This window comes from Staphylococcus sp. GDX7P312P (genome assembly GCF_008385775.1).
GTDB lineage: Bacteria > Bacillota > Bacilli > Staphylococcales > Staphylococcaceae > Staphylococcus > Staphylococcus haemolyticus.
Map to the genome: position 1 here is coordinate 1 of NZ_VUKI01000035.1, position 19,162 is coordinate 19,162.

15 protein-coding genes and 1 riboswitch are annotated in these 19,162 nt (G+C 34.5%); of the genes, 4 read left to right on the forward strand and 11 right to left on the reverse strand.

Annotated elements, in window-relative coordinates:
* Positions 1–350 precede the first annotated feature (350 nt).
* Positions 351–1,895, reverse strand: coding sequence for an L-glutamate gamma-semialdehyde dehydrogenase (pruA, locus tag F1592_RS09915; RefSeq protein WP_053016400.1), 1,545 nt, complete (start codon positions 1,893–1,895; stop codon positions 351–353).
* Positions 1,896–2,172: 277 nt separating this feature from the next.
* On the opposite strand from pruA, the gene F1592_RS09920 reads away from it, so the two are divergent.
* Positions 2,173–3,123 (forward strand): NAD-dependent epimerase/dehydratase family protein, encoded by a 951-nt coding sequence (locus tag F1592_RS09920; RefSeq protein ID WP_053016398.1) that lies wholly within the window; start codon positions 2,173–2,175, stop codon positions 3,121–3,123.
* A gap of 187 nt (positions 3,124–3,310) precedes the next feature.
* Here F1592_RS09920 and F1592_RS09925 read toward each other — a convergent pair whose 3' ends face one another.
* The 3 genes from F1592_RS09925 to F1592_RS09935 form a co-directional block, all read right to left on the reverse strand.
* Positions 3,311–5,815 carry a glycosyltransferase gene (locus F1592_RS09925; protein WP_053016396.1) on the reverse strand — a complete coding sequence of 835 codons (2,505 nt, stop codon included), beginning with the start codon at positions 5,813–5,815 and terminating at the stop codon, positions 3,311–3,313.
* A 250-nt stretch (positions 5,816–6,065) separates the two neighbouring features.
* A complete protein-coding gene (locus F1592_RS09930; RefSeq protein WP_149809559.1) occupies positions 6,066–6,641 on the reverse strand; it encodes a sugar O-acetyltransferase in 576 nt (191 codons plus the stop codon).
* A gap of 144 nt (positions 6,642–6,785) precedes the next feature.
* Positions 6,786–7,655, reverse strand: coding sequence for an SDR family oxidoreductase (locus tag F1592_RS09935; protein WP_053016392.1), 870 nt, complete (start codon positions 7,653–7,655; stop codon positions 6,786–6,788).
* Between the two features lie 233 nt (positions 7,656–7,888).
* On the opposite strand from F1592_RS09935, the gene F1592_RS09940 reads away from it, so the two are divergent.
* From F1592_RS09940 to copZ, 3 genes are all read left to right on the forward strand, one after another.
* Complete coding sequence (locus F1592_RS09940) at positions 7,889–8,095, forward strand: hypothetical protein (protein ID WP_011274822.1); 207 nt, start codon at positions 7,889–7,891, stop codon at positions 8,093–8,095.
* A gap of 210 nt (positions 8,096–8,305) precedes the next feature.
* Positions 8,306–10,693, forward strand: coding sequence for a heavy metal translocating P-type ATPase (locus tag F1592_RS09945; RefSeq protein WP_149809560.1), 2,388 nt, complete (start codon positions 8,306–8,308; stop codon positions 10,691–10,693).
* A gap of 88 nt (positions 10,694–10,781) precedes the next feature.
* Positions 10,782–10,988, forward strand: a complete 207-nt coding sequence (copZ, locus tag F1592_RS09950; protein WP_029376679.1) for a copper chaperone CopZ — start codon at positions 10,782–10,784, stop codon at positions 10,986–10,988.
* Between the two features lie 169 nt (positions 10,989–11,157).
* Here copZ and F1592_RS09955 read toward each other — a convergent pair whose 3' ends face one another.
* From F1592_RS09955 to F1592_RS09985, 7 genes are all read right to left on the reverse strand, one after another.
* A complete protein-coding gene (locus tag F1592_RS09955) occupies positions 11,158–12,156 on the reverse strand; it encodes a D-lactate dehydrogenase (RefSeq protein ID WP_107609927.1) in 999 nt (332 codons plus the stop codon).
* 32 nt (positions 12,157–12,188) lie between these two features.
* Entirely contained in the window at positions 12,189–13,349 is a 1,161-nt protein-coding gene (locus F1592_RS09960) for an aminotransferase class I/II-fold pyridoxal phosphate-dependent enzyme (protein ID WP_011274817.1), read from the reverse strand.
* Between the two features lie 79 nt (positions 13,350–13,428).
* Positions 13,429–13,536: riboswitch (SAM riboswitch) on the reverse strand.
* 79 nt (positions 13,537–13,615) lie between these two features.
* Positions 13,616–15,121: a phytoene desaturase family protein gene (locus F1592_RS09965; protein ID WP_053016388.1), complete on the reverse strand. Its 1,506-nt coding sequence runs from the start codon at positions 15,119–15,121 to the stop codon at positions 13,616–13,618.
* Between the two features lie 9 nt (positions 15,122–15,130).
* Positions 15,131–15,988, reverse strand: a complete 858-nt coding sequence (locus F1592_RS09970; RefSeq protein ID WP_053018480.1) for a phytoene/squalene synthase family protein — start codon at positions 15,986–15,988, stop codon at positions 15,131–15,133.
* A gap of 20 nt (positions 15,989–16,008) precedes the next feature.
* Positions 16,009–17,136 carry a glycosyltransferase family 2 protein gene (locus F1592_RS09975; RefSeq protein ID WP_149809570.1) on the reverse strand — a complete coding sequence of 376 codons (1,128 nt, stop codon included), beginning with the start codon at positions 17,134–17,136 and terminating at the stop codon, positions 16,009–16,011.
* Positions 17,137–17,149: 13 nt separating this feature from the next.
* Entirely contained in the window at positions 17,150–18,658 is a 1,509-nt protein-coding gene (locus F1592_RS09980; protein ID WP_149809561.1) for a phytoene desaturase family protein, read from the reverse strand.
* The gene (locus tag F1592_RS09985; protein WP_053016384.1) at positions 18,631–19,146 is read right to left on the reverse strand and encodes a glycosyl-4,4'-diaponeurosporenoate acyltransferase CrtO family protein; all 516 of its coding nucleotides are present in this window, start codon (positions 19,144–19,146) and stop codon (positions 18,631–18,633) included. The genes F1592_RS09980 and F1592_RS09985 overlap by 28 nt, the downstream gene beginning before the upstream one ends.
* Between the last annotated feature and the right edge of the window lie 16 nt (positions 19,147–19,162).

Consider the following 19,162-nt stretch of genomic DNA (forward strand, 5'->3'; position numbering starts at 1 on the left):
CAAGACCGCGGCTCGACCCATACCCCTAGGCAAGCATCACAACAGAATGAGTAAATGTTCATCTAAGAATTTCTTTAGAGGACTACAGGCACGAGCCTTTCCCACTGGAATGCGAAATAATTTAAGTTAAATAATGAACCTATGTGCTTTGACACTTAGGTAAGTAATTATAAAATGTAAAACAATTAAGAATTACTTTAAAGAATTTCTTTCCCCCCTAGACAATCATCTCAAGTTTAATGAAATAAAAATAAGTCAGTAAATGAATGGACTACACTCATCTACTGACTATTTATTTAGAAATGTTATTTTAAAATTTATTGAACATGTTATATATTGATTTTGATTGCTTAGAACATCTCTGAAACTACTTTTTGTTCTAAGAAGTTTAATAAGTAATCTGGGCTACCTGTTTTGGCATCTGTACCAGACATTTTAAATCCACCAAATGGATGATAGCCTACAACTGCTGAAGTACATCCACGGTTAAGATATAAGTTACCTACTTCGAATTCATTGACAGCTTTAATCCAGTTTTCACGATTATTTGTGATAACTGCACCTGTTAAGCCATAGTCTGTATCATTCGCAATTTCAATCGCTTCTTCGAAATTATCAAATTTAGTAAAGCCAACCACTGGACCAAAGATTTCTTCTTGCATTACTTGATCAGATGATTTTAATCCTGAAATAATTGTTGGTTTAATGAAGTAACCTGTTGAATCATCAGCTTCGCCACCGATTTCAATTTTACCTTCTTTTCCACCAATTTCGATATATTTTTTAATTTTGTCGAATTGTTTTTTATTAATAACAGGACCCATAAATGTATTATCTACAGTATTACCAACTGTTAATTCTTTAGTTAATGCTACCGCTTTTTCTAATACTTCATCATACACTGAACTGTGTACGATGGCACGTGAACATGCAGAACATTTTTGGCCTGAGAAACCAAATGCTGACGTTACAATTGATTCTGCAGCTAAATCAGTATCAATATTTTCATCAACGACAATCGCATCTTTACCGCCCATTTCTGCAATAACACGTTTTAAGAATGTTTGTCCTTCTTGAACAACTGCGCTGCGTTCGTAAATACGAGTTCCTGTTGCACGTGAACCTGTAAATGTAACAAAGTGTGTATGAACAGAATCAACTAAATAGTCACCGATTTCTTTCGGATCACCAGGTACAAAGTTAACAACACCTTTAGGAAGTCCCGCTTCTTCTAAGATTTCGATTAATTTATACGCTGTTAATACTGTATCTTCAGCAGGTTTCAATAGAACCGTGTTACCAGCAACAACTGGTGCTAATGTTGTACCAGCCATGATTGCAAATGGGAAGTTCCAAGGTGGAATTGTAACACCAGTACCAATTGATTTATAGAAGTACTTGTTATGTTCCCCTTCACGATCTAATACCGGTTTACCATCTGCTAATTCCATCATTGAACGTGCATAGTATTCGATAAAGTCGATACCTTCTGCTGCATCACCAACAGCCTCATCCCAAGGTTTACCTGCTTCATATACCATGACTGCAGAGATTTCCTCTTTACGACGGCGAATAATTGCTGCAACACGTAATAATAATTCTGCACGATCTTTATGTGACCATTGACGCCATGCTTTATAAGCTTTGTTTGAAGATTCAAACGCTTTATCTACATCTTCCTTAGTAGCTTTAGATACTTTAGCAATTAATTCCGATGTATTAGCTGGATTAATTGAATCAAATGTATCATCTTTAGTAATGTGCTCACCGTCAATCACAATCGGAAGTGTTTGACCAAGTTCACTTTTAACTTGCTCTAACGTTTTTTGAAATCTTTCTACATTTTCTTGTACTGAAAAATCAATCCCAGGTTCATTTTTGAAAGGTACTACCATTCTTAATTACCCCCTATGTATTTGTAAGAATTATAAAAATCAGTAAAACAATGACTTACTTAAAATGATAATTTGTGTCATTAATTTCATTCTACTATGCTTAGGGTTGTTTTTGCAATCGCTTACATTAACATTATCTGAAAAGTTTTAATTATTAGTCAAAGGTGGCTTATTTTTCGAAACAATCTAACTATATTATTCTAATTTTATATTTTTATAAAAATAAAGTATAATAAATTTACACAATTTAACGACATCAAGAAAAGGAAGTACACACATGAAAGCATTAATTACAGGCGGAGCAGGATTCATTGGCTCACATGTAGCCGAACATTTTGTTAAGCAAAATATCGAGGTACATGTCATAGATAATTTAAGTTCCGGATACTTACATAATATTCCCTTTGTTAATAAAGAACATATTTACGTAAAGGATATCACCGATTTTGAGTTTGTAACGCAATTAATACGTCAAGAACAATTTGATTATGTTATTCATTTAGCAGCCATGGTGAGTGTTGTTGAAACGATTGAGAAACCATCATTATCTAATCAAATTAATATTGATGCCACAGTTCATCTTTTAGAAACTATTCGAACGTATAATAAGCAAATTAAGAAATTCATATTTGCGTCATCGGCAGCCATTTACGGTGATCTACCAAGTTTACCTAAATCCGTTTCTCTCTCTAAACCGTCGCCATTATCTCCATATGCAATACAGAAATACGCTGGAGAACAGTATGCAAAGATTTACAATCATTTATTCGATATTCCCTGCGCTTGTCTCAGATTCTTTAATGTTTATGGCCCAAGACAAAATCCTAACTCGGATTATTCAGGTGTCATCTCAATAATGAATCATAAATTTACCAATCAAACTGAATTTACCTTCTATGGTGATGGTGAACAAACTCGTGATTTTGTTTACATTAATGATTTAATTGACGCTATGTGGCTTGTGCTTAATACCCCAACAACAAGTGGTTCAATATTCAACATAGGTACGGGCATACAAACAAATCTGAAAGCAGTTTTTAAAGCGTTTGAGAAGGGCTTCAAGTACAGTATCCCATGCCAATTTAAAGCACCAAGACTTGGAGATATTAAGCATTCTTGTGCTGACATTACACCACTTGAATCATTAGGTTATCACCCTAAATATGATATAGCTAAAGGCATTCAATCTTATTTAGCATATAATAAAGAACATGAAGTAAAATTATAAAACAATCGACTATAGACTCAGATAAATTTAAAAGACAATCTCTATTTAATTTCAATAGAAATTGTCTTTTTATCATTTTAATAAACCCATGGAATTACTACATGCTTTTTCCAATCATGATTAATACACATTCAAACGCTTTTTGGATCAAGAATTCTTTAAGTTTAATAGATATTGAATTTACTGATTATTTTAGAAGTTTATAGAACTCTTCTATCGCTAATTGATTGTATTCTTGAGCGTTAAACGTCTCATAATGTGGTGTTTGATGTTTGATAAAACGCTCTAAGCCGTGCTTAATATCATTGACATCATGACTCACTAACATACCATACTTACCATTATTTAATACATAACGATTCGCAATGATATCCGATGCCAATACATTCATACCAAGTGATAGTGCTTCAAGTAGAACCATTGATTGGCCTTCATAATAAGACGTTAACGATAAGACATCTGCTTGTTTCATAATATAGAATGGATTTTTTCGTTGTCCTAATAAAAAGACATGCTGTTCTAACTTCAACTTACGGATTTGTTGTTCTAATTTATGTCTTAATGGACCTTCTCCCATAATATATAATTTCGTATTAGGATAGTGCACGATAACCTTGCCAACCGCTTCAATTAATAAATCAAATCCTTTTTCAGGTGATAAACGGCCAACCGACACAATTTTAAAATCATCCTCTTTAAAAGGCACCGACGTTACTTTCCCTTTATTCACACTGACGAGCACCGGTACATTATTTTTCTCAAATTGATCAGCATCATCTAACATGAATTTCGATATTTTACTTAAATTAATCGTGTTTCTTGACGCTACAAATTTCTTATTTAGTGCTTTTTTAGCTATATTGCGCATATTTTGTTCTTTTGATGCATCAGAAACACATACCAGTTTATCAAATTGATCATACAATGTGATCAAACCTTTTAAATTTTGATAATGCGGTTTCACACCATTTACGGTTCTCTCCATGTCCGCTTTGATATCACTATGAAGGTAGACCAACTTACGTTTAGCAGTCGTAGCTAAAATAAGATTCGCCCAAAACATAGAATACCCACTGAAATCTATCGCATAATCAAATTGACTTTCACCTAATATTTTACGCATCTCACGTTCATATACATGTTTTGGATATAAGAAACGTTCTAATGCACTTTTTAGCCCTCGTTGTCTGACGAAGTCTACTTTATACGTCTCTTTTAACGACGCTGCTAATGGTCCAACTCTTAAAATAATTCTTACATTTTGATTAACATTATTCAGGTTATTCAAGATTTCTTCATTATTACTTCTATTTGTAAATAGAGTAACGTCGTATTGATTGTAATCAATATTTTCTAATAAATTAATAACAGACGATGTAATACCATTATTTTTCATCCCGCCAGGATAAATTAATAGTCGTTTTTTAGCACATTTCTTTTTCTTTTTACGTTTATGTTTTGAGGTAAATACCCGCTCAATCACCTTGTCAACAACATTTCCGTCATCTAGATAAGCATACGTCTTTTTAAACGTTTGATAGTTATGTTTCACCTTACTTAATTGATATGTTTTTTGTTGTATAGCTTGTACAACATCATCAATGGTATGCACAACCGGTCCCGGTAAATCTTGAGTGTTGATATACACTCCTCTTTCAAATTGATATGTTTCGTAGTCAGGTGTATAAAAGACAATGGGTTTATTTGTTACTAAATAATCAAAGAAGATACTTGAATAATCCGTTATCATTAAATCAACAAACGCCAATATTTCATTTGTATCAAAATAATCTGGAATAAGATATGGTTTTAGCGCCTCATTTTTAATTGCTTCTTTATAAATAAATGGATGAACCTTTACTAATACTTGATAATCAAGATGAAGTTTCAACTTTTCAACTTCTTCCACAATATGATTTAAACTTTCCTCAGGCGCGTTGACATCATCACCTCTCCAGGTAGGACAATATAACAATACTTTTTCATCAGTAATATCTATGTATGATCTTAATTCATTAATGAGCGTTTTTGAATCACCATTCAATGTAAGATCCATTCTCGGATAGCCAATTTCTAAAATTTGCCCACCATAAATGTTGTCCAATCTAAATGCCCTTTCAAAAATTTCTGACGTATGACGATTAGGACTTATGATATAATCACTCGATAAAAAGTTTTTAATAATATTTTGCGAACCACGCAAGCCATTTTCAAGGTCTAGACCCATATATTTGAGTGGTGTACCATGCCATGTATTCACATAAATTTGATCAGGCTTTTTAATGAAATAGGCTGGAAATGTTGAATTGTTAAATAGATACTTACATTCGGTTAGTGCTCTTAAATATTCTGGAGATTCTTTAATCACGAATTCAATATTTTTGTAATTCTCAAATTTCTTTTTATAAAATTCTAACGTTTCGGTAGTGTCGACAACCCATTTATGCGTATATTTTCGATATTTGGGATGATGAATCAAACGTTTAAAGATAGCATAAGGACTATCTGAAATACTCTTTCCATCTCTTACTTGGTATAGAATATCGTGTTGTTTAACTCTATTCGCTTCATAATTTTGCGCATAACGCATTATTTTACGTGTATAAGCTGAGTTATTTCTTCTTTGTAAAGGCGTCGTTATAAATTTGAATTTACGTCGACTTTGATTTTGTAAAAATGTCTTCAGTGTCATATTCATTTTCCTTTCTAAGTTGTATTTCGTTCTCTTAAGTTGTTGTCATAAAATGAATCCTTTGAGTTACATTTTGATTCTTAAGTATGTATGGAGATGAACTCCCATATACAGTCCAAATATATTATATCATTTATCTATCTTATATATTATATAACTAATTTATTTTATATATTAAATTCTTAGATACAAAAAAACCTTTAAGCCACTGGACGACTCAAAGGTTATTTATACCTGACCTATGAAATGACTATTTAGGCGCATCATTTTCATTTATCTCTCTTATTACTTTAGGTGGTACACCGGCAACTAAACTATTTGGTGGTACATCTTTAGTTACGACACTTCCTGCTGCTATAACTGAACCATCTCCAATCGTTACACCAGGTGTGACAACGACATTGCCACCAAACCAAATATTATTTCCAATAGTAATCGGCTGTGCTAACTCTAATCCTGCATTACGTTCTTTAGATGTTAATGGATGATGCGCAGTATAGAATCCACAAGATGGCCCTATAAATACATCATTACCGATTGTGATGCCTCCTCCATCCATAAAATAGCAATTACTATTAACAAACACATTTTTGCCTAATTTAACATTCCAACCATAATCTGTATCGAACGGACTATTAATTGCGACATTCTCTAATGTATAACCAAATAATTCAGTTAATATAGCCTGTCTTCTAGTGTCATCACTCGGACGCGTTTGGTTAAAGTCAAAACATAAATCTTTTGCACGTACTCGTTCAGTTTCCAGATCTTTATCAAAATTGGCATCATACCACTGGTGTGCTAACATCTTTTCTTTTTCTGTCATTGTACTTACCCACCTTCATTTAATATTTATATTACAGTTTAAACAAATTAAGTGGTTTTCGCACGGAAACACTCTCTTTTTCAACATAAAATAAGCCATAAAGGCACTCAACACCTTTATGGCTCAATATAAGAAAGCTTACTTTTAAGTTGTAATATAGTCGCCACCATTAACATGAATAATTTGACCAGTGATGTAAGAACTATCTGCATTTGTCGCAAGGAACACATAGGCTGGCGCTAGTTCAGCCGGTTGTCCACGTCGACCCATTGGTGTGTTGCCACCTTGGTTCTCTACTTTGTCCTCATCAAACGTAGCAGGAATTAATGGCGTATAAATTGGACCAGGAGCCACGCCATTAACTCGAATATTTTTCTCCATTAGCGTAGTTGCTAGTGAACGTGTAAATGAAACAATCGCACCTTTAGTTGAAGCATAATCAATTAAATGTCCAGAACCACGATACGCCGTCACACTTGTTGTATTAATAATTGTATCGTTGTCACTTAAATATGGAACGGCAGCTTGTGATAAGAAGAACATGCCAAATATATTTGTTTCGAATGTATCTTTAAATTGTTCAGGCGTAATGTCCATGAAACTATCTTGAGGATATTGAACCGCACCATTATTAACTAGAATATTTAAATTACCAAAGTCTTGAACAACTTGTTGCACTAATTCTTTAGATTGCTGTGCATCTTTTAAATCATGAGCATATGCTTTAGCCTTCACGCCAATCTCTTTAAGACGATTAACAGTTTCCTCTGCATCTTCATGCTCATCATAATAACCAATAGCTACATTAGCGCCTTCTTTAGCAAACAAGATTGCAACAGAGCGACCAATCCCTGAGTCACCACCAGTAATTAATGCAACTTTACCTTGCAATTTACCAGCTGCTTTATATTCATCTAGTTCTGAAATGGGTCTAGGATCCATGTCTTTCTCTGTTCCTGGTTGACGATTTTGAGTATAACCTTTAATTTGTTTATGGAATTCTAATAGATTCATTCATTTTCACTCCTTATCCATTTACTTAACCGTTCCCAATAAAGACTTTTTTGAAACAATAGATCAATGTGCATAGAACCGGTCAAATTATTACAACTTTAGAACGATAAAAAGTCAGTCCCCTAGTCTCATGCAATTTTATTAGAAAGCCTATATAATTAAATTAAACTTCTATTAAAGAAACCAACTAAAGCCACTAACGAGATATTACAGAAAAAGGAGTGCGACATTCTATGAGAGGTTTATTGAAAGGTATTATTGCATTGCTTATCATTCTTGGCGTTGTAAAGACATTCCAAGATCATGATGTAATGAACGAAGCAAATTATTATTATAATCAAGCGAAAAACGGTGAACTTGTTCAAAATATATCCAACTTTGATTTTAATAATTATAAAGACTTAAATTTAGAAAATTTTAAGCCATCTGATTTTTTCTAAGTAAACTATATAATCATTACAATACAATAGTAGTTAGTAGTCTAGGACATAAATAATATAATAATGCTATTTTGCAAATTCGAAGTAGTAGGACAATGAATTCACAAAGAATTCTGTCCTACTTTTTTTATGCGAAAAAGTAAGACAGAAACATTGACTTGAATACCCTAAGGGGGTATATTATGTATGAATTGTAATGGAGGTGTCTTAATGAGCAATAGACAAAATGCCACATTGAACATTACTGGTATGACTTGTGCAGCTTGCTCAAATCGTATTGAAAAACGATTAAATAAAATGGATAACGTAAAAGCACAAGTTAATTTGACAACGGAAAAAGCAACGATTGAATATGATACTAAAGACTATGCAATAAATGACTTTGTTACGACGGTTCAAAAACTTGGGTATGATGTAGTCATTGACAAAGCTGAGTTAGACATAACTGGTATGACCTGCGCAGCATGTTCAAATCGTATAGAGAAAGTATTAAATAAAACGCCAGGTGTTAAAGATGCGATAGTTAATTTAACGACTGAACAAGCTATGATAGCGTATTATCCTGGGCAAACGGATTTAGATACCTTAATTGGACGAATTAGAAACTTAGGTTACGACGCGCAGCCTAAACAATCCGAAGAAGATCAAGCAACACGAAAACAACAAGAACTTAAGCATAAGCGAAATAAATTAATGATCTCTGCTATTCTGTCATTACCTCTATTAATGACAATGCTCGTCCATCTCTTTAATATGCATTTACCCGACATATTAATGAATCCTTGGTTCCAATTTATCCTTGCGACACCTATACAATTTATAATTGGTTGGCAGTTCTATGTTGGTGCTTATAAAAATTTACGTAACGGTGGCGCTAATATGGATGTGCTCGTTGCATTAGGCACTAGTGCAGCATACTTTTACAGTATTTATGAGATGATTAAATGGTTAACAGGTGCCACAAACATGCCTCACCTTTACTTTGAGACAAGCGCTGTACTTATCACATTAATTCTTTTTGGAAAATATTTAGAAGCACGTGCTAAATCACAAACGACGAATGCATTAAGTGAATTACTTAACTTACAAGCAAAAGAGGCACGCCTAATTGATGATAATGGTATCGAGAAAATGGTACCGCTCAACCAAGTTAATGTAGATGATATTCTGTTAATTAAACCTGGTGAAAAGATACCTGTCGATGGTCAAATTATTAAGGGTGAAACTGCTATTGATGAATCAATGCTAACAGGTGAATCAATGCCAGTTGATAAATATGTTGATGATGCAGTGATAGGCTCAACTATGAATACGAATGGTGTTATTACAATTAAGGCAACTAAAGTTGGCAAAGATACTGCCCTATCCAATATTATTAAAGTGGTTGAGGAAGCCCAAGGTTCTAAAGCACCTATCCAACGTTTAGCTGATATTATATCAGGCTATTTCGTTCCAATTGTTATTGCCATTGCTTTACTGACATTCTTAATTTGGATTACACTTGTACATCATGGTCAATTTGAAGATGCACTTGTTGCTGCGATATCAGTTCTAGTGATTGCTTGTCCATGTGCACTTGGTTTAGCTACACCCACTTCAATAATGGTTGGAACTGGTCGCGCCGCTGAAAATGGTATTTTGTTTAAAGGTGCCGAATATGTCGAACGTACACATCAAGTTGATACAGTTGTGTTTGACAAGACAGGAACACTTACACACGGCAAACCAGAGGTAACTTATTTCGAAGGTGACAAGGATATCTTAGCTTTAGTTGCTTCAGCTGAAAATAACTCTGAACACCCACTTGCTACTGCAATTGTTACTTATGCCAAACAACACAAAGTTAACTTAGTAAATGTCACAAATTATCAAACATTACCAGGTAACGGAATACAAGCTGTTATAAATAATACTAAGTTACTTGTAGGCAATCAAAAATTAATGTCAGAACATCAAATCAATATACAAAGCATTAAGCAGAAAATGGAACATATGGAAGCTGATGGACATACTGTTATGCTAATTGCCTATGGCGACGAACTAAAGGGCATGGTTGCTGTAGCTGACACTGTTAAAACATCTGCTAAAGAAGCTATCCAACAATTATCATCTATGAATATTAGAACGGTTATGCTAACTGGTGATAATGAACGAACTGCAAAAGCTATTGCTAAAGAAGTCGGTATTGATCAAGTCATTGCTGGCGTTCTACCTGAAGATAAAGCACAACATATAACGCAATTACAAGAACAGAAGCATAGAGTTGCTATGGTAGGCGATGGAATTAACGATGCTCCTGCACTTGTCAAAGCAGATATCGGCATTGCAATGGGAACGGGTACAGAAGTAGCAATAGAAGCTGCAGATATCACCATTCTTGGAGGAGATATCCAATTAGTTCCTAAGGCCATTCATGCAAGTCGGAAAACAATTCGCAATATTAAACAGAACTTATTCTGGGCATTTGGATACAACATTGCAGGCATCCCTATTGCGGCAATGGGATTACTTGCACCTTGGATAGCTGGTGCTGCGATGGCCTTAAGTTCAGTTAGTGTTGTAAGTAATGCCTTAAGACTAAAACGAATGAAATTATAATTATGAAGCATTTCTATTTTATTTCTTTGTTTATTAAAAAGGAGTAAAATATGGGTATATATGAGTAAGAACAACGGAGGTGACAGGTATGATTAATAAAGTAATTAACGTTGAAGGTATGAGCTGTGACCATTGCAGAAACGCTGTGGAATCTGCATTAGCTAAATTAAATGGTGTGACTTCAGCAGAAGTAGACTTAGATAAGAATCAAGTTCGCGTAGATTACGACGAAAACAGAGTATCAGTTGAACAAATGAAAGAAGCTATTGAAGATCAAGGCTACGATGTAAAATAAGATCTGGATAAGAAACCTGCTTTTGTTAAGCGGTCAATCTAACCCGTATAAAAGTGATTTAAAATATAAGCGAATTTTAAGAAGTGAGCATTCGCTAAAGCTAATTAAAGGAGTTGAGTCTGGGACAATGAATTCACAAATAATTCTGTCCCACACCCAACTCCATTTTTTAATTCACTCTTAATTTAGTAGTACCTGTATTAATAACATCAATGACTGCATCAAGTGCATCAACAATCAAATTCTTAACTGCCGCATCAGTATAAAACGCAATATGTGGTGTTAACCAAATATCTTCTCTAGCAATTAATTCATCTAATAAGTCATCATTAATCACTTTATCACGGTAATCTCCAGGGAATAATCCTCTTTCATGCTCATATGTATCTAATGCAGCACCTTTAATTTGACCACTATCAATTGCATCAAGTAATGCTCTCGTATCAACAATCGATCCCCTAGCTGCGTTTACAAATACGGCCCCTTTTTTAAATTTTGAAAATAAATCTTTATTGAAGAGATGTGGATTATATTTCGTTGCTGGAATATGAACTGTAACAATATCTGCATCACGTAAAGCTTCTTCCAACGTATCCTTATACTCAACATATTGCGCAACCTTTTCATTAGGAAATGGATCATATGCAACAACATGGCTTCCATACCCTTTTGCAAAAATGCTTGCCACTATCGAACCAATACGTCCTGTTCCTATAACAGCTACGGTCAAATCACTAATTGAACGTGACAATATAGAAGGTTCCCATCTAAAATCATATTCTCGAAGTTTACGTTGAATATCGTTCTGATTTCTTACAATATTAATCGCTTGTGTTACTGCAAACTCTGCAATTGAACTCGGTGAATACGACGGTACATTGGATATTATAATGCCATATTGTGTAGCTAAATTTAAGTCGTAAGTATCAAATCCAGCACTACGTTGTGCAATATGTTTAATACCAAATTGTTGCAATTTGGCAAATACATCTTCCGATATTGGGTGTTGTTGAGATAAAGATAAGCCATCAAATCCTTGAACACCATCGACATTATCTTCTGTTAATATTTCTTTATTTAACTCTACTTCGACATTATTTTGTTCCGCCCACTCTTCAATGTAAGGAATATCTTCGTCTCGTACACTCATTATTTTAATTTTAGTCATAAAATTTCATCCTTTCTATTTGTGACTTCTTATTACTCGTTATATAAATAGGATAAAGAAGCTAATCGTTTAGCCGCTTCAGTTAATAATTGGTCATCTAATGCTAGGGAAATACGGACGTAATGACGACCATTTTCACCAAATGGAATGCCAGGCGCCACTAAGATCGATTGTTCTTTTAACAAATACTGTTCAAATGATTCACTATCATACCCTGGTGGTGTTTGAAGCCATGAGTAAATACCACCTTTAGAATGTACAAATGGTAAGTTGGCATCTTTTAATTGCTTTTCAAACGTGTCACGACGACGTTTGAATGTTTCATTTTGTTGATCTAGAAAGTCATCATAGTGATTAAGTGCGTATGTTGCTGCATCTTGAAGGGCACCAAACATACCAGCATTAGTATGTGTTTGATATTTTTTAAGCGCTTGTATCATGTCTTTGTTACCTACTGCGAATCCTACTCTAAATCCTGACATATTATAGCCTTTGGATAATGAAAAGATTTCAATTGCTACTTCCTTTGCATCTTTAGAAGCAAGTATACTTGGGTTCTTTGCATCAAATCCAAAAGCACTATAAGCGAAATCATGAACGATCTTTGTATGTGTACCTTTAAATCTTTGAATCGCTTCGTCAAACACTGCTTTAGTAGCCGTTGATCCAGTAGGATTATTTGGGTAAGTCAAATAAACGAGTGACGTACGTGCTAATGTTTGTGCATCTACTTTGCTCCAATCTGGCAAATAATGTGGAGGCTCCAAATTAAGTGGTACTGGATTGGCATCAGCAAGCATGACACCAGCGAGATAATCCGTATAACCTGGGTCTGGAAGTAGCACGTTTTCTCCAGGATTAACAATACATGTAGGCAAAGCCACTAAACCATTTTTAGTACCATAAAGTATGCACACTTCATCATCTTTATGTAGCTCAACACCATATTGTCTTTGATAGAAATTAACAATTGCTTCTTTAAAGGATTCCTTACCATGAAATGCACCATATTTTTGATTTTCAGGAATTCGAACAGCATCAGCAAAGTGATCAACGATGCCTTTAGGCGTTTCGCCATCCGGGATACCAACTGCCATATTAATTAACGGTAGTGGTCCATGCTCAACCTTACGTCCCATTGTCTTACCAAAGTAACTATCAGGAATATTGGCTAGTTTATTAGAAATTGTCATTATTTACCCCCTTTTAAAATTAAAAAAGCTATATATCACTCTCAATTGATAGTGACATATAGCTTAGTTATGACTATGACACTTATCTTTGAGGCATACCTCTTTGGAATTAGCACAGTACTTTTGTCTTTTAAGTCTGTTGCTGAAGTTTCATTGGGCCAAATCCCTTCACTTCTCTGGATAAGTCTATTGAATTAATATTTATTGTATCAGTTCAATAAGTATTGTCAATATTTATAATTTTCAGATTTATAGCAAGTTTTACTTTATTTTCCGTGTTCTATATCTTCTAACATTGCTTCGGCAGTAATTTTAGCACTAGTCAACACAATTGGCACACCTGCACCAGGGTGCGTACTTGCCCCTGCGAAGTATAAGTCTTTATAATCTCTTGATACATTTGGGGGTCTATAATAATTACTTTGTGTAAGTGTTGGCATAAGCCCAAATGCTGAACCGAATTTGGCATTATAACGACTCTCAAAATCAAGCGGTGTAAATACTGTTTCAGATACAATATCCTGACGTATATCTTTAAGTGCCTCAATCGTTTCTAATTTGTTATAAATGACATCTTTCGCTTGTTCAACCCTGCTAGGATCGTTCCAGTCAATTTCACCTGTCTTCAACTCAGGGACTGGCATTAAGACATACATCCCTGTCTGATCTTTAGGCGCTAATGTTTCGTCTTCTACAGATGGGAAGTAAAGATATAATGATGGATCATCAGGCATCTTACCACTAAAAATGTCATCAATATTGCCTCTAAAATCTTTAGCAAATACAACATTATGTACATGTAATTTATCACGTAATTGACGATTAATACCTGCATAAATTAAAAATGCTGAACATGAATAGTCCATGTTATCTACCTTTTCAGGAGAATAGTTCTTTAAAGGTGAGTGCGCAGGCATTAAGTTTTGTGCCACGTATGGAAAGTCAGCAGTACATAGCACTTTGTCAAAACGTCGAATATCACCATTAACACGTAGACCATCTGCACGTTTAAATTTAGGATCAATAATGATTTCTTGTACATCTGCATTAAGTTCTACTTTAACACCATGGTCTTGACCAAGTTGTAGTAAACCTTGCGCTAAGCCATACATACCGCCTTTTATATAATGAACGCCATGTACCATTTCAATCATTGGAATAATAGAATAAATTGAAGGCCCTTGTTTAGGATCAATACCTATGTATAACGTTTGAAATGCGAGTAACTTACGTATTTTTTCATTGGATACATAATTATCTATTAATTGATTCGCATTATTAAATGTCTTTAATTTTAATCCACGATATAGCGTCAATGGGTTATAAAATTCACTTGGTTTACGGAATGTTCGTTCAAGGAAGTATTTGCGCGCCACTTCATATCGTTTATACACATCCGTTAAAAATTGCATAAAACCTTGAGTAGAACCTGGTTCTATCGCTTCTAACGTTTGACTAAGTTGTGCTAAATCAGTTGATACACTCACTTTATCTTTATCAGAAAAATAAATATCAAAAATATGTGTTAGTGGCTTCATATCTACGTAATCTTCAAAACGTTTGCCACTTTCTTCAAATACAGCTTTATAAACATCCGGTACCATCACTATGGTTGGTCCCATATCAAAAGTAAAGCCATCTTTCTTAAATTGGCTCATACGGCCACCAACTTGTTCATTCTTCTCAAATATTGTAACTTGATGACCTTTAGCGGCTAATCGTGCTGCAGCTGCTAAGCCGGTAACGCCAGCGCCTACTACTGCTATATTCATATATCTCACCTAATCTTTATATTTTTTCTTTAAATTGCGGTAGATTTTATGTTTTTTCCATTTAGAAACGTACGCACGGTCTTTCAATGAGTAATCTGCTTTACGTACTTCGGTTAATATACCTCGATATACTTGGGCTGCTAACTCAATAATCATTCGAGATTCTTCATTGTATACATCAAGATGATTTAAAACCATGTCATAGTTATTATCGGCTAATGTAGCGTAGAATTCCCAAATTTTAATGTAATTGTCAGAGGGTTGATCACGTTCTATTTCATCAGCAATTGAAACATTAAATTCATTTAAACGTGCTTTACTAAAGTAAATACGCCCGTTGCGATAATCTTCACCAACATCACGTAGTATGTTCGTTAATTGAAGCGCCTCACCTAATTGCTTTCCATACTCATATGCTTCATCTGATGGTGGCGTTGCTAGTATTGGGATCAGTAATACGCCTACAGTTCCCGCAACACCATAACAATAATCTAGTAGACCACGATCTGTTTCAAACATTTCGAAATGCTGGTCTGCTTCAACCGTATCAATTAAGTCATAGAGGGCTTGGAAATTCATTTGGAAATGTGTAGCTGCATCAGCAAATGCCATCATAATGCGGTCATCACTTTCAAATGTCGTTGTTGTTTGATGTTCAATAGCTTTAACATCACGGTTAATCTTATGTAGATATTCCACGTCTTGGTGTACATCGATACTATCATCAACGATTCTACAAACTGCATAAATCGCCCAGATTGCTCGTCGTTGTTGTTCTGGTAACATATCAAACGCATATGAGAAACTCTTAGAGTAATCTTTCATAATTTGATGACAATATTGATAATTTTCTTCTAATGTGCTCATGGAGAACCCCCTGCTAAATATTATTTAATACTAAATTGTCGTCCTTTCCATTTTACCTGTTTCGTGTAATGAATGTGACGATATGAATTTATATAAATTAAAACAAACACTAAAAACAATATTGGGTTAATAGCTAAAAATAAAATTGAAAAACGTCCTACTCGACGATGTAATCGAATAAATTGTAATGTATATAAACTATATGATAACGCCATTCGCTTAAATGACAAAGTTTTCATAAATAAACTAAGTATTAATCCGCTAAATGAGGTGATACTTCCCATCATCCATAAGATAATTAACATCATGATATGAGGTTGTGTTGACGAAACACCTACCGCTAAGTGTTTCGTCCATCCCTCTATCATTGTTTTAAATCCCGCTTCATACATTCTAAAGCTAACAAATCCCTGACCTTCAAATTGCGTCACTGGCAAATGGCAACGATGAAAGGCTTTTCCTAAAGAAAATCCTTCAATAATATGAGATGCAGCATTTTTATGTCCTTGTGTCAGGATATAATCGGATTTGTTCATAACTGTAACAGGTCCAAATGCTAATGACCCTCCTTTAGATTTAGATAAAGTTGAAAAACTATTTGTACCTACAACTGTCATAAGATTAAACATAGCCGATAAGTGTTCATAAGGTTGATGAACAACATGATACGGTTGAATACTCATTAAGCCACGATACTGTTGTCGCGCATATGACTGAATAATTGCCTCTAGGGCATATTTATTATTCAATTCTACATCTGCATCCATAAAGATAAGAATTTCTGACGCTGTATAAGAAGCACCTAGATAACATGCATATGACTTACCAACCCAGGTATTACTATTGTTGTCATACGTCACATTATACACTTTTGCGCCCATCTCTCGTGCTATTTCAGCTGTTCCATCATTTGAATCATCGTCCATGACAATACATTCAACTCGTATTGATTGCCGAGACAAACTTTTTAACAATTTGGGTAATCTCATTTCCTCGTTGCGCGCTGGTATAATCACACTTATAGATTGAGTTGTTTCGCCCTTATGTTTCTTATTAAACGAGAGTAAATGACGACGACTATACATTAAATAACCACTGACTAATGATAGACCTGTACTTGCATGAAGAAGTGACTCCAATTTAGTCATAGTTGCATAACCTCTAATCTCTTGAAGCATTAGTAACTTTACTTTCAAGTGCATTAATTTTATCCGCTACTTGTTGTCCGCTTAATGTTACCATCGGCATACCGCCACCAGGATTAACAGATCCTCCTACAAAGAATAAGTTATCAAAGTATTGACTTTGTTTAGGAAACTTGAATCCTTTATTTTTCTTCTTATCTGCGACTACACCATAAATGGCACCTTTATTAGAACCATACGCTTGTTCAATATCATGTGGCGTCCAAATATCTTCATATATGATATATTGGCGCAAATCTGTAAGCCCCATTTGCTCTAATTTATCCAAAACACGCTCTCGGAAGTCACGATATTGTTCCTCTGTAAACGGTTCGTCTTGAATGTACGGAATATGTGGTAATACTTTTAAATTTTCATGTCCTTCTGGCGCTTGAGATGCATCCGATTTATTTGAATTAACAAGATAAATCGTTGGGTCTTGTGGCAATACTTTATCATGAAACACTTCTCGATAATTACGCTTAGAATCACTTGAGAAGAGGAAATTATGATGTGCCAATTGAGGATATGCTTTGTCTACTCCTAAATGCATCACATAGCCAGATGCTGCAGGTTCATAAACTTTCTCAAATTGCGCTATTTTTTTATTTGAAAAGTGCAGTAAGTCACGATACGTAGGTATCACTTCTCTATTAGAAACAATGTAATCTGCACTCACATGTGAACCATCATCTAATCTAACGCCTGTAACATGATTAAAATGCGTATCAATACTATGTATATCCGTACCGGTATGAATGGTTACGCCCTCTTCAATTGCTAATTGTTCCAATGCACGTGCAAGTTTATGAATACCACCTTTAACGTACCACAATCCTTGTTCATATTGCATGTGAATTAAAAGCGAAAGTACTGCTGGTGCATCATAAGAAGAAGACCCAACATATTTTATAAAATAGCCAAGCATATCTCTTAATTCTTGTTTCTCAATATAACGATTAATAGCTTGTTGCATTGTTGAGAAGTAATCCACACCTTTAAGTGAACGCAATGGTCTCTGGTATTTAATAATTTCAGAAACTGTATCAAGCCCTAGTGCAAAGTAGCCTTTTTCCGTGAAGCGATGGATTTTTTCTGCATAATTTAAAAATTGATGAAGTTGCTGAATATCGTCATTGGTAAGATAGGTATTGGCATTTAACATTTGAGACAAGTCTTCATATAAATCTATAACTTCACCATTAGTGAAGAAACTACGCCATTGTAAAGGTAATCGTTCAATAGTAACATAGTCTTTCATTTCCTTATCACTATAGTTAAACAAGTTTTCAAATATGTATGGCATCGTTAAAATAGATGGACCTAAATCAAAACCGAATCCCTCTGTTTCTAAACGATTTACTTTCCCACCAATGTGGTTATTCTTCTCATAAAGCGAAACATCAAAGTCACTTTGAGCAAGACGAATAGCAGCTGATATCCCACCTAGTCCTCCACCTATAATGATGATTTTCTTTTGCGACATGTACGTTCACCTCTTTTCATTCTTAGTTGATAGTAATGTTCTAACCTAGGACGATTGTATCGTTGCGTGAGTATGATCGGTAAATTTGCCGAAATCACATAACAAAAATTAATGAATAGTATATATTTAGGCGCTTTGATAAAAACAACTACAGGGATCATTGATAACCAATGAACAAGTTCTGCACGGCGCATTTCTAAAATCATAAAATGTATATCTTCTAATTTAAATGAAGCCAGTCGCCTTTTATTATAGATACGATAATTGAATTGAGCTGCTTCTGGAATGTAATGTTTCCATTTATTAATACGAAATAGTTTATTCCATAAAGCGCCTCTCTTTTCCCACGACCATATTTTAAAAACTGATGCATACCTCACAAATAAAGAGGACGGGCATCGTAACATGATATTAGATAGTGATAATTGTACGGTTGTCCAGAACACACTATGTATTAAACCTAGTTTTAATACTTTTCTTAATGTCATTGATATTCAACACTTT